Source organism: Microbulbifer hainanensis (genome assembly GCF_014904735.1).
In the GTDB taxonomy this organism is placed as follows: Bacteria; Pseudomonadota; Gammaproteobacteria; order Pseudomonadales; family Cellvibrionaceae; genus Microbulbifer; species Microbulbifer hainanensis.
Map to the genome: position 1 here is coordinate 70740 of NZ_JACZCR010000028.1, position 12141 is coordinate 82880.

The window sequence follows — 12141 nt, forward strand, 5'->3', positions numbered from 1 at the left end:
GGTATTGCCCATGATCGACTACACCGAACTTTACGCCGGCCTGCAGCATATCCCCGCGCTGCGTCCGTGGCTGGCAGAGCTGCCCGCGCAGGTTGCCGAAGGTATCAGTCCGCACCGCTGGGGCGATCTTCCCGATTGGCGTGCGGCGCTCGAGGCCCTGCCCGACCTGCCGCCATCTCATGTGGAACTGGTCGACAGAGTGGCCGCAGGGACCGCCGGCGACGCGACACCGGATCAGCTGGCCGAACTGGAAAACCAGTTGCGGAAGTTGCACCCGTGGCGCAAAGGCCCGTGGGAACTCTTTGACTTGTTCATCGATACCGAATGGCGCTCGGACTGGAAGTGGGAACGCGTCCTGCCCCACCTTGAACCCCTGCACAACCGCCTGGTACTCGATGTCGGTTGCGGCAACGGCTACCACTGCTGGAGGCAGTTCGGTGCAGGCGCCAGGCGCGTGATCGGTATCGACCCCTCGGCAAAATTCGTCGCCCAGTTTTATGCCATGAAAAAGTATCTGGGCATGGACAAACCGGTGGATGTATTGCCGCTCGGCATCGAGGCGCTGCCGGCAAACCTGCAGGCGTTCGACACTACCTTTTCCATGGGTGTGCTCTACCACCGCCGCTCGCCGATGGATCACCTGCGCGAACTGCGCGAGACACTCCGCCCCGGCGGCCAGCTGATTCTGGAAACCCTCGTAATCGACGGCGACCTCGGGGATTGCCTGGTACCGGAAGGTCGCTACGCGAAGATGCGCAATGTCTGGTTCCTTCCCAGCTGTGCGACCCTGGAAAGCTGGCTGCGCAAATGCGGCTTTGTTGACCCGTGCACGGTAGATCTGGATATCACCGGGTTCGGCGAGCAGCGGCGCACCGACTGGATGCGTTTCGAGTCGCTGGCCGACTTTCTCGACCCCGAGTCACCGGATAAGACCGCTGAGGGTCACCCCGCGCCCAAGAGGGCCGTTCTGGTCGCGAAAGCACCGTAGCTTCTGTGCCTCCACGACAATACGCACGCAAAAATTCCACCAAACTGCAGGCTGGAAGAATTTTGTCGGGTTTGCGATCGAAATGGTTGATTGCTGCCGGCATATTGGCAAAGTCTGCCCCCAATTGGTGCAATCAAATTCGCCCGTAGCAGCCCCCGACATCCGCAACATGGCAATCATCGCCGCACGGAATGCGGGATGTCGCTCCTACAATAAAATCGGGTTCAGAGTGTTTCTATGAGCATTAGCGTATTCGAACTGTTTAAAGTCGGCGTCGGCCCATCCAGCTCACACACGGTGGGCCCGATGGTCGCTGCGCGGCAGTTTGTCCAGGACCTGGATGTCGCCGGACAATTGCGCGATACCAATCGTGTACAGGTCCACCTGTACGGTTCCCTTGCCCTCACCGGTATCGGTCACGGCACTGATATGGCCGCGCTGATGGGACTGCTCGGCGAGGCTCCGGATACCATTGACGTCGATACCATCGACGACAAAATGGCGACGATTGAGCAGGATGAAACCCTGTGTCTGTACGGCGATCACACCATCCGATTTGTACCCGGCCGCGACCTGGTTTTCCACAACGACGAGTTCCTGCCCCAACACGCCAATGGCATGACCTGCCAGGCCTATCAGGGCGACGAGCTTCTTTTCGAGCGCAGCTACTTCTCCATCGGCGGTGGTTTCGTACTATCCGAGGAGGAATTCTCCCAGAAAGAACAGATTGCCACGCTGCTGCCCTACGACTTCAGCTCCGCCGCGCAGCTGATGGATCTCTGCGAAAAGCACGGTTGGACTATCGCCGAACTGGCAATGACCAACGAAAAGGCTTTTCGCAGTGAAAGTGAAGTCAAGGATGCACTCTGGCACATCTGGGAAGTCATGGATGAGTCGATTCAACGCGGCTGCCACCAGCACGGAATTCTCCCCGGCGGGCTCAAGGTCCGCCGCCGCGCAGCGGAACTGTACCGCGAACTGAGCAAACAGTCCGATGAGGAGCGCCGCCAGGGACTCACCATCCTGGATTGGGTGAGCCTCTTCGCACTCGCGGTCAACGAGGAAAACGCCGCGCGTGGCCGTATTGTCACGGCACCGACCAATGGCGCCGCCGGCGTGATTCCCGCAGCCATCGCCTACTACGTACAGTTCGTGCACGATCCGGTCCAGCACGGTGACCTGAAAGACCAGGTAGTGAAATTCATGCTGACGGCCGGGGCCATTGGCATGCTGTTCAAGAAAAACGCCTCGATTTCCGCAGCGGAAGTCGGCTGTCAGGGGGAGATCGGCGTGGCCTGCTCCATGGCCTCGGCGGGACTCGCGGCGGTCCAGGGCGGCACCAACCAGCAGATCGAAAACGCCGCCGAAATCGGTATGGAACACAATCTCGGCCTGACCTGCGATCCCATCGGCGGACTGGTGCAGGTGCCGTGTATCGAACGCAACACCATGGGCGCGGTAAAAGCCATCAATGCGGCCCGCCTCGCACTGCGCGGCGACGGAGCGCACATTGTGCCGCTGGACAGCGTGATTGAAACCATGCGTCAGACCGGCATCGATATGCAGAGCAAGTACAAGGAAACGTCACAGGGCGGGCTGGCGGTTAACGCCGTCAACTGCTAAAGCCTTCTGAAGAGTAGCTTCGCCGACGGAACTGCGAGATGGCACCCGTCGGCGATCCCCCTCCTGCGCCGTCAGCCCGGCACGCCGTGCTTGGTATAGATATCGAAGCGACCCGACTTCCCTTCCAGTGTCAGCGAGGGTTTCCGTTCTCCCAGCAGCGGCGCAATTTTGGGTCGCTTGACCACCACACGGTAATAGCAAGCCGCGATTGCCGGCTCCAGTAACTCATCGGCATCGGTATCCCCGCCCACGATCCGGTGAAAGGCCACCATTTCTTTTTTTACTTTGGCGCTTTTGCCGCGCTCGGGAAACATCGGATCCAGATAGATCACTGGTATGGAATCGGGCTGTTGCCGCTCCAGCCAGGCGGCCGCGGACACATCGGATTCATCCAGGGACAGGCGAGCGGAAATTCCCGCAAGTTCGGGATCACTCTCGGCGGCTCGGCGCAGTCGCGCCAACCCGTCGCAGAGTAGCGCCCGCACCACAGGATTCCGCTCCAGCATCAACACATCACAGCCCAGTGACGCCAGCACGAAAGCATCCCGCCCGAGCCCGGCCGTTGCATCCACTACTCGCGGATAAAAGCCACTGCGCACACCGACCGCCTTGGCGATCTGCTGTCCCTTGCCGCCACCGTACTTGCGCCGGTGGGCGGCGGCGCCGGTGACAAAGTCCACGGCAACCGGTCCCGGCGCTCCCCGACCGGTCGCACATAGCTGCAGGCGTTCGCCCCGCTGCAACACGTAAGCGGGCGAATCGATTTGGTTGGGGGCAAGGTTACCGAGGAACGGCAGCTCTAGCTCGGCAGCCAGCGCCTGGGCCGAAGGAAGGTTGTGGTCGCCGTCCGCGACAACCGCCAGATCATTTTGCACAGCATTTCCGTCATATCCGTTTCAGGGCGGATGCTAACCTGCCTCGGCGAGCCAATCTAGCGCCCTGCCCCGATCCGCAACGGCAAAGGGGCGCACTTCCGCGCAGACGAAATGATCGACGAGTTGCGGCATAAAGGCCAACAGGGAATGATCGGAAACGATGGCGATCTTGTGGATATGGCGATGGTGATTGCGCACGAACTGGCAGTGTGTCACGAGGGCGGCAAAGCTCTCCCAGCCGGAAAAATCTACCGCGTCGATCAACAGCCCTTCCAGTCGACCGTGCTCGATAATCACGGGATCGACCTGCTTGGCCAGGATCGCAAAGTCATTCGGCTGCAGGGAACCCCGAGGTCGGACTTCCAGAATCGAGTGATCGCGGAACCAGTTGTGCTCGATCATTGAGAATAAAGACGCCGGGGCTGCGTTAATCGGCAGCCCCGGTCTCGCTTGTGGCCGGCAGAATCAGTTCTGCGGCTCGTCGGAGGTATCGGACTCCTTGTCCTTGTCCCGCAGCTTGTCCATCGCGTCTTCCGTCGCATCTTTCGTGGCTTCGCCGGCATCTTTCATAGCTTCACCGGCCTTGTCTGCGGCACCTTCTACCGCTTCGCCGGCTTCCTTGGCCGCGCCTTCCACCTTCTCGCCCATCGTGTCAGCGGCTTCCTTGGCCTTGTCCATCATATCCTGGCTTTGGTCTCCGGGCGGTGTGGTGTCCGGCCGATCGGATTCCTGCTGCATGTTACTGTCGGGCGTGCCCATACCGTCGGGCGGAGGCTGCATGTTTTCATCCGGAGACTCGTTTTCCATACTTTCACTCTTCGGCTTTTCGAGTGAATCGTAGGCGTCTTTTGCCGCATGGTCGCCACCGCGCGACATAAAGTAGCCGATGATCAGCAGCAAAATTATCAGCGGAAGTAGTAGCTTTTTCATAAACCCACCTATTGACCCCTGGCTGTTGCACAATTTGAGGCGGTGTCAGCATGTCACCTGTGAGATCCGGGAGGTTGCTCTATGTCGGCTTCCAGGAATCCCACAGCCACGCACTATGCCCCGTTGCAATCCATGGCACCAAGCGGTTCTTCACTACTTGAAACTTTGCAGAAGAAGTTGACGCCAACATTGATAAGAATAACTCGCCAAACCGGTTCTTCAAGGAACATTGTTCCTCGCATTAAGGCCGGATTGCTGTAATCAGACTAATTAATATATCGGAATGTTTTAGAAAGCGTCGCGAAACACCGGGGAAAAGTGACCAATGGGCACCCTTTTTGAGGGGGCGATAGGGCATCAGCCCTGCTGATCAATCTGCTTCAGCTGGGCCAGCAGTGGCGCCGCCTCTGCTTCCGGCACTGCCGCATCACAGCTTCGCAACTGCAGCCGGCCATAGCTGTCCGGACTGGCGAAAATCAGGTAACGGCCTCCCTTGACCAGTTTTTTATCACAGGCATCGAGGCCGAGACGAAAGGCAATCAGGCGATTGGCCTCTCCCTTCCATACCTGACGGGAGACCGCTGAATAGACATAACCGAGTAGCGCCACCATTCCCGGCTCAGACAGGGCACTATCCACATCCCGATGGATTCCAGCTATCTGAACCTGGGCAACCAACGCGGCTGACGCATAGCGCGCACCGAGATCGTCTCCAGGCGGAACTGTAGCAGCTCCGTTAGTAGAAGTTTCCTCCGCCAGCAGTGCCGGTGCGGCACCAGCCGAAAGGGTCAGCAATAGACTGGCGGCGATGCGCCCGATTCCTTTTCTCACCTCGCTCACCTCTACGTAATTTATTGCTATTCCATCAAATATTTGCCGCGAGAATTCGGCAAATCTCAACTCACGCAAAGCCTGGACGGAGCATTCGTCAAAAACACCAAATTCCGTGCCAAAAAAAAAGGGCACCGAAGTGCCCTTTCCTTTTCTCACATTATTTGAGCGGTAGCAACTCCAGCTCGACGCGGCGGTTGGCCTGACGCCCGGCTTCGGAATCGTTGCTTGCCAGCGGGTAACGCTCGCCGTAACCCACCGCCTGCACTCGGCCTGCGGCAACGCCACGGCCCGTGAAGAAGTTGGCAACAGAGTTGGCGCGCTGCTCACTCAGATTCTGGTTGTAGACATCGGAACCGGTGCTGTCGGTATGGCCGCTGACGCGGATCGCGGTCTGGTCGAATTCTTTCAGCACCAGGATCACAGAATCCAGCGTGTCGTAGAAATCTGTACGGATATCCGCCTTGTTGGTACCGAAGGTAATGTTGCCCGGCATGATCAAGCGAATATTGTCGCCTTCACGCTGTACACGGACACCGGTACCTTCAAGACGCTGGCGCAGTGCCATTTCCTGGCGATCCATGTAGTAACCGATACCGCCACCGATGGCCGCACCGCCCAGAGCACCGGTGAGGGCCCCTTTCTTGCGGTCTTTCTTGCTCGCGGTAGCCGCACCGATGATGGCCCCGGCAACGGCACCCGCGCCGGCACCCTTGGCCGCGTTACTGGTTTTGCTTTCACCTGTATAAGGGTCCAGCGTGGTACAGCCCACCAGTGAGCTCAATGCGAGAATTGCTACCCATTTTTTCATGTAAGGTTCTCCTAACGCTTTTATCGAACAACGGGTGTCGAGAGGCGACATGCCGCCAAAACCTGAGAAGGGAAGTATCGGCGCAGCCAGCTGACTGGCAGCTGAACCGACCGCTTCAATTCGGGGACGAAGCCTAGGCGGAAACGACGTTCAGGTCTACCGACAACGACGCAATTTTGCGCGGTAACCAAAAGTGAAGAAACTCCGGCGCTCCGGCAGGGACAGGCTTACGCTGCAGGCACCACTCTAATCCCTCCACAGCTTCTGTGGATAACTCTGTGCATGACCTCATTAAATTGAGCGCCATACGGCATCTCGCCTCGCCCGCAGCATTTTGTCTATTTTTTACCCTTCACAAATTTATCATTTAAAAACAATAACTTACAAGATTTCCAGCGCGGAGCGTACCACTTATACAGGCACCAGTGGGAGCGCCTAAAAACCTGCCCCGACATGTGGAAAACATCTTGTCAATACTTGACTGCGGGACCGGAATTATTTTTTTTAGACAATTTTACGATTAGGTAAAGGGATAGTGAGGGGAACAACTATTAGGGTACGAACGTACCCCTTAAGGTCTGACCGGCGCACAGGCGAGAAATGGCCTGCCGGTCTGGACAGGCCAATCTAAACGCTTTTTCCCTCAATAGTGCGGGGGCTTTTCGTCACCCGGCTTGCCGCTCCCCTGCATTTCGTAGGAAAGATCGCGGTATTTGTCACCGAGTTCCTGCAATCGAGCGATCAGAGCGCGGATATTCGCATCCTGCACGGCAATGACATCGTTGAGCTGGCTCAGGGTGTCCTCCTGGAATGCGAGGCGGCTTTCCAACTCTTCAACTCGTGCAGTCAGTTCTGCCAATGACTTTTCCATTACAGTAATCCGTATAGCCGCTCGACAAGGCTGACCGCGCGGCGGTCCATGAACAGGCTCTGCCCCATTCTCGTGGTGACGTAGCCAAAGCCGATGCCCTGCTCGGGATCGGCGAAACCCACGCTCCCTCCAGCGCCGGGGTGGCCAAAGCCCTGGGAGCCGCCAAAACGCAGATCCGCCGCCTTGCCACTGCGAATAAAACCACAGCCAAAACTCACATCGGCCTGCAGTATGGCGTCTCGCCCACAGCTCTGTTCGCGGGCGGCCTCGGCGATCAGCTCCGGCGACAACAGGCTCGGTTGCTCGGCTGCGAGGTCTCCATAAATCGCCGCCAGATCACGCGCGCTGAAATGCCCGTTTGCGGCCGGAATCAGCGCCCCGCGCCAGTCCTCGCCGTTGGTGCCCATCATCAGGCTGACCGGATTAGTGAAGGCCTGCGCCACCGGACCATTGCGGTCTTCCTTGATGGCCCGGCCTACGGCGTTTTCCCGCAGCTCGGGAAGGGGCTGTTTCAACGGGCCCACATCGGCAATGCGGGTAGACCGGTGGCCGTGTGCGCCGAATCCGCCATCCAGCTCCAGGGGGGATGCCAATGCATCCCGGTAAAGCTGTCGCAGCGGTACGCCCGCTACCCGCTCCACCAGACCGCCGACGCTCCAGCCGTAGAAAAACGGGGCATAGCCCTGGTGGGAGCCGGGAGTCCACCAGGGTTCGGTTGCCGCGACTCGCGCACACGCCTCTTCCCAGTCGTAGATCAGGCTATCCGCGACCTTTTCCCGAAATGCGACCAGCCCGGCCCGGTGGCACAGCAGCTGCCGGGCGGTCACTTTCTCTTTGCCTTTGGCGGCAAACTCTGGCCAGTACTCGGCCACGGGGCGGTCGAGATCCAGCCTCCCCTCGCCTACCTGCTGCATTGCCAGTACGGCCAGAACGCCCTTTGACGAAGAAAAGACGTTGGCGAGGGTGTCCTCGGTATAGGGCACCCGGGCATCACGGTCTGCACTGCCGGCCCAGAGAGAGACAATCAGCTCGCCGTGCTGGTGCACTGCCACGGCCGCGCCGTTGTCCCCGCAGTGGCGGAAATTGTGAGCGAAGTCGTCGTACAGCGACTCGAAACCGGGGGCGCAGAAGCCGTATATTTCCATGGGTACCCGTCCAACATCTGAATAAGGCGCGATAGTTTAGGGCCTGTTGCCTTTAAATTCGATAGCCGAGCCGGCGGCGAAGCGGTGAGTTCCAGGAATAGTTCGAAGGGCTGCAAGGTGGGAGCCGCCGGTAGCATGGTACCGATCACCCATAATGATCGCAGGGCCCAGCGATTAGCCGCTACCGCACGTCCCTTCCGGCACCAGACTGCTTTCGCGACTGAGAACAAATGGTTAGGATGGCCCCCATTCGCGCCACCGCCCCTGCAGCTTCTTGCCGGGATGCGCTTGACAGTTTGACGACCAGAGCCGGAGAACAAATGCCATGACACAACAAAAGGCCATTCAGGACCAGATACCGGACAATCATTGCTTCGGGTGTGGCCCGGAAAACGCAAGTGGCCTGCAGATAAAGAGCTATTGGACGGGCAAGGACACCAGCCGCTGCGAATTTACCCCGCAGCCACACCAATGTGCCGGCCCTACACAGTATCTAAACGGCGGTATTATCGCCACGGTGATCGACTGCCACACGATCTGTACTGCAATCGCCGATGGCTACATCCAGGCCGGGCGCGAGACAGGCACCGGCGACAAGATCTGGTATGCCACTGGCAAGCTCGACGTTCAATATCGTGCACCGGCCGCAATCAGTGATACTGCCATCCTCGAAGCGAAAATCGTCGAACGTACGCCAAAGAAAACCCGGCTGGAATGCACCCTCTCCAGCGGCGGACGCATCTGTGCCTCCGCCGAAGTTGTGGCAGTCCGCGTACCGGACAACTGGTAACTGGCAGGTACGCTTCAGCGCAGCTTCTGCTCTTCCTCCAGCTTATAGCCGCAGTGTTTGCAATACTCGGCATCAACGTCGTGCCCTGAGCGGCTGCAGTTATCGCAGCGGCGCAGGGTGCGCTCCCTGCCGATTTCCGACGCCAGCTCTGCGGTAACGATACCGGTGGGCACCGCAATGATCGAATAACCGATCAACATGGTAAGCGATGCGATAGCCTGCCCCCACGACGTCTGTGGCGTGATATCCCCAAAGCCCACTGTGGTGATGGTGACAATGGTCCAGTAGATACTCTTGGGAATACTGCTGAATCCGTGGCGGGGCCCTTCCACCAGATACATGATCGCACCGAAAATCACACACAGCACCAGCATGCTGGCGTAAAACACCATGATTTTACGTCGCGACTGCCACAGTGAACGGAGCAGCAGATTCGCATCCCGCATGAAATGGATCAGCTTCAGGATCCGGAATATCCTCAGTACCCGTAGTAACCGGATCACCAGCAGTGTGTGGGCTCCGGTAAACACCAAGGCCAGATAACTGGGCAAGATCGCCAGCAGATCCACTAGACCGTAGAAGCTGAATATATAGGCGCGGCGATTGACTGAGCAGTAAATGCGCAGGAAATATTCAATGGTAAAAAGCCCGGTGAAAATCCACTCCAGGATAAAAAACATCTCCCCGTAACGGGAGCCAAAGCGCTCGACCGACACCAGCAATACCAGCACCACGCTGGTCAAAATGGCCCAGATCAAAAAAACATCAAAATTTTTCCCCGCCGGCGTATCCGTGCCGAAGATCACTTCATTGAGATATTTACGCATACCGGTCAACGGCATCAGCTTCTCCAAAACATAATTCTGTATCGGCGCTCATTGTAAACGTCGCCTACGAATTCGGTCTCAACTATTCCAGATCCATGGGCGAGCGCCTCATCTTGAATGGCTATTTTTTGGCCGACGTGTTCGTCGGTTCAAATTCTATGTCCATATTCACGATGCCAGCCAGCCCGCTCAAACTTCGTGTCGATGGCTTACGCGCGCTTTTAATTTCCATAAATGTCGCAAAAGACAGGCAAATTTTCGCCAAAAGCATTAAATGACAAAGATATTTGGTTGATCTGTACCGACACCTGAGATCTACTTGCATCACATAATAAATGCCAACTCGATCACATTTAATGTGTTGTTTTTTTGTTTTGCGTTTATTTGCAGATCCAAAAGGAAATCTGGCGATCTGGCCAGAATAAAAATATTAAGGGGGAACTCCTGTGTTCAATCGCACTCTTTTGGCGGTAATCATTGCCGCTGGCGCTCTGGCCGGCTGCAGCGACGATAATTCCCATCACCGGTCTGTGACCACTCCGCCCGTAACAACCAACGCTGCTCCCAGTGTGGTTATCCAGGAAATCGCAGCAGTAAAACCTGGCGCCCAGGTCACCCTGGAAGCCGTTGCGAGCGATGAAGACGACAATATCGCAAGCCTGGAGTGGACCCAGACCACTGGTACCAGCGTCGATTTTACCGGTGGCGATACCGACACAATTGCGTTCATCGCTCCGGCGCCCGACAAGGACACTGACCTGACTTTCAGCCTGACCGTCACTGATGCGGAAGGTGAAACTGCGATGGCGGAAGTCACCGTGAAAGTGCTGGCCAACGCCGCGCCAGAAGTTTCGATCAACGCAGTTGAGCCTGTAGCTACCCAACAAACCGTGATTCTGACTTCAACTGCCAGTGACGACTACTCCGACAAGCTGGAATACTCTTGGGCGCAGTTGGACGCAACAGAGGGCTACGAAGTGGCCATTACCGATTACGATGCGGATGCCAGCTTCGTATCACCTTCGACTAAATTCAACAAGACGTTGAAATTCCAGGTAACCGCTACCGACGAACACCAGGCTTCCGGAACTGCAGATACTGAAGTCGACGTGATTGGCGATATCCATGCACAAATCAAAGCACTGACCGATGCCATCGTGCTGGTGGACTTCAAAACTATTCACGCCGATGGTTTTATGGTGAATGATACTGCCGCTGGGGCAGGCATCTTTAAGTGGCAGCGCCCGAATACCGGTGCGGCGAAAAACATCACTGCCCCGATCGCGCACTTCCTGAGCGCGGCAGGCTACAGTGATATCGCCGAACTGGCGTTTGAGGACATGTATGTGCGCACTAGTGCAGATCCGACTAACCCCGGCAATTTCGCAAGCGCGGACCTGGGTGTATTCCTCTACGCTTACGAGGTTACCGGCGAGCAGAAATACCTGGATGTCGCGACGGCCATGTGGGATGCGGTACAAGCCAAGTACGGTTTTGACGGGGCCAACCCACCGCGCACCTGGGACAACTACCCGTTGTGGGGCTACGATAGTTATAACCAACTGATGGGGGCGTATATGGCCGCCAAGCATGGCCTACCTGGCGCTGATGTCTATCTGGCTGATTTTGGCAACTGGTATGAGTCAGAGCTTCCAGCCCACTTGGTGGCGAATCCCTCCAATGCGATTTACACCAACCTGATTTTCCAGGAATTCAATCTTGGCGTGCGGGACGATTCATATATGCTGGCAATCGACGCGGCGGAGGCGGACATGCAGACTGTTGCATACGCCCTGATGAGTAAAACCATCGAGAAAGAAGCTGCCGTTGATTACCTCATGGACGCTCTGAACAACAAGTCTGATGACGATTACTCAGAACCAGTCGCTGAAGCCATTGGCGCCCTGCGCACCTTTGCCGACGAGTAATATCATCACCTCGATTAGCGCAGCCTTTTGGCTGCGCTTTCTCTTTTTACTAAATGCCCCCTTATCTACGGCGCTAATAGCTTCAGACGCCTTCCGCCCTCGCCTACCACTTCGCGCTTTAACTTCCCCAACACCTGCGGCACAATCCCCAAGTCGACCACTCACCTCCCATCCATGCCGAAAGGTGCCCGAATTCCATGCCCAGAGATAACCGCCTCGTCTACTCCACCGACCGCGGCCGCATCAAAGAAGAACCCAAAGCCGAAGCCCGCCGCGAAGGCGACGGTATAGTCCGGATACAAAGGGAAACCAAAGGCCGCAAGGGAAAGGGGGTGACCTGCGTGCGGGGCCTGCCAGGTACCGATGCAGAATTGAAACTGTTGCTGGCGGAAATGAAGAAACGCTGTGGTTGCGGCGGCGCCCTGAAAGACGGGGTCATCGAAATCCAGGGCGACAAACGCGCCGAGCTGAAGGCCCTGCTCGAAGCGCGCGATTACAAGGTCAAGCTGGCCGGAGGCTAAA

Annotated in this window: 13 protein-coding genes; 5 read left to right on the plus strand and 8 right to left on the minus strand. The window is 57.4% G+C overall.

What is annotated here, in order from left to right:
- Window positions 1-10: 10 nt before the first annotated feature.
- Window positions 11-988, plus strand: coding sequence for a tRNA 5-methoxyuridine(34)/uridine 5-oxyacetic acid(34) synthase CmoB (gene cmoB / locus IG168_RS11110; protein WP_193164465.1), 978 nt, complete (start codon window positions 11-13; stop codon window positions 986-988).
- A gap of 237 nt (window positions 989-1225) precedes the next feature.
- Window positions 1226-2611 (plus strand): L-serine ammonia-lyase, encoded by a 1386-nt coding sequence (locus IG168_RS11115; protein ID WP_193164466.1) that lies wholly within the window; start codon window positions 1226-1228, stop codon window positions 2609-2611.
- Between the two features lie 71 nt (window positions 2612-2682).
- Here IG168_RS11115 and IG168_RS11120 read toward each other — a convergent pair whose 3' ends face one another.
- The 7 genes from IG168_RS11120 to IG168_RS11150 all read right to left on the minus strand — a co-directional run bounded on the left by IG168_RS11120 (window position 2683) and on the right by IG168_RS11150 (window position 8074).
- Entirely contained in the window at window positions 2683-3486 is an 804-nt protein-coding gene (locus IG168_RS11120; protein WP_193164467.1) for a class I SAM-dependent methyltransferase, read from the minus strand.
- A gap of 33 nt (window positions 3487-3519) precedes the next feature.
- On the minus strand, window positions 3520-3888 hold the full coding sequence (locus IG168_RS11125; protein ID WP_193164468.1) for a SpoIIAA family protein: 369 nt from the start codon (window positions 3886-3888) through the stop codon (window positions 3520-3522).
- Between the two features lie 63 nt (window positions 3889-3951).
- Window positions 3952-4416, minus strand: coding sequence for a hypothetical protein (locus IG168_RS11130; RefSeq protein WP_193164469.1), 465 nt, complete (start codon window positions 4414-4416; stop codon window positions 3952-3954).
- A 357-nt stretch (window positions 4417-4773) separates the two neighbouring features.
- The gene (locus IG168_RS11135) at window positions 4774-5247 is read right to left on the minus strand and encodes a hypothetical protein (protein ID WP_193164470.1); all 474 of its coding nucleotides are present in this window, start codon (window positions 5245-5247) and stop codon (window positions 4774-4776) included.
- 160 nt (window positions 5248-5407) lie between these two features.
- The gene (locus IG168_RS11140) at window positions 5408-6058 is read right to left on the minus strand and encodes an OmpA family protein (protein ID WP_193164471.1); all 651 of its coding nucleotides are present in this window, start codon (window positions 6056-6058) and stop codon (window positions 5408-5410) included.
- Between the two features lie 643 nt (window positions 6059-6701).
- Complete coding sequence (locus IG168_RS11145) at window positions 6702-6929, minus strand: SlyX family protein (protein WP_193164472.1); 228 nt, start codon at window positions 6927-6929, stop codon at window positions 6702-6704.
- Window positions 6929-8074 carry a serine hydrolase domain-containing protein gene (locus IG168_RS11150; protein ID WP_193164473.1) on the minus strand — a complete coding sequence of 382 codons (1146 nt, stop codon included), beginning with the start codon at window positions 8072-8074 and terminating at the stop codon, window positions 6929-6931. The genes IG168_RS11145 and IG168_RS11150 overlap by 1 nt, the downstream gene beginning before the upstream one ends.
- Window positions 8075-8399: 325 nt before the next feature.
- Between IG168_RS11150 and IG168_RS11155 the strand changes: the two genes are divergently transcribed.
- On the plus strand, window positions 8400-8864 hold the full coding sequence (locus IG168_RS11155; protein WP_193164474.1) for a PaaI family thioesterase: 465 nt from the start codon (window positions 8400-8402) through the stop codon (window positions 8862-8864).
- Between the two features lie 14 nt (window positions 8865-8878).
- Here IG168_RS11155 and IG168_RS11160 read toward each other — a convergent pair whose 3' ends face one another.
- Entirely contained in the window at window positions 8879-9706 is an 828-nt protein-coding gene (locus tag IG168_RS11160; protein ID WP_193164475.1) for an ion transporter, read from the minus strand.
- Between the two features lie 431 nt (window positions 9707-10137).
- Here IG168_RS11160 and IG168_RS11165 point away from each other — a divergent pair, with 431 nt between their 5' ends.
- Window positions 10138-11619: a PKD domain-containing protein gene (locus IG168_RS11165; RefSeq protein WP_193164476.1), complete on the plus strand. Its 1482-nt coding sequence runs from the start codon at window positions 10138-10140 to the stop codon at window positions 11617-11619.
- A 197-nt stretch (window positions 11620-11816) separates the two neighbouring features.
- Complete coding sequence (gene yciH, locus IG168_RS11170; protein WP_193164477.1) at window positions 11817-12140, plus strand: stress response translation initiation inhibitor YciH; 324 nt, start codon at window positions 11817-11819, stop codon at window positions 12138-12140.
- Window position 12141: the final 1 nt, after the last annotated feature.

Bases quoted from the DNA above. Each gene is read 5' to 3' on its own strand.
- cmoB (WP_193164465.1), top strand. From the start codon at position 11: ATGATCGACTACACCGAACTTTACGCCGGCCTGCAGCATATCCCCGCG.
- IG168_RS11115 (WP_193164466.1), top strand. From the start codon at position 1,226: ATGAGCATTAGCGTATTCGAACTGTTTAAAGTCGGCGTCGGCCCATCC.
- IG168_RS11125 (WP_193164468.1), bottom strand. From the start codon at position 3,888: ATGATCGAGCACAACTGGTTCCGCGATCACTCGATTCTGGAAGTCCGA.
- IG168_RS11130 (WP_193164469.1), bottom strand. From the start codon at position 4,416: ATGAAAAAGCTACTACTTCCGCTGATAATTTTGCTGCTGATCATCGGC.
- IG168_RS11140 (WP_193164471.1), bottom strand. From the start codon at position 6,058: ATGAAAAAATGGGTAGCAATTCTCGCATTGAGCTCACTGGTGGGCTGT.
- IG168_RS11145 (WP_193164472.1), bottom strand. From the start codon at position 6,929: ATGGAAAAGTCATTGGCAGAACTGACTGCACGAGTTGAAGAGTTGGAA.
- IG168_RS11150 (WP_193164473.1), bottom strand. From the start codon at position 8,074: ATGGAAATATACGGCTTCTGCGCCCCCGGTTTCGAGTCGCTGTACGAC.
- IG168_RS11155 (WP_193164474.1), top strand. From the start codon at position 8,400: ATGACACAACAAAAGGCCATTCAGGACCAGATACCGGACAATCATTGC.
- IG168_RS11160 (WP_193164475.1), bottom strand. From the start codon at position 9,706: ATGCCGTTGACCGGTATGCGTAAATATCTCAATGAAGTGATCTTCGGC.
- yciH (WP_193164477.1), top strand. From the start codon at position 11,817: ATGCCCAGAGATAACCGCCTCGTCTACTCCACCGACCGCGGCCGCATC.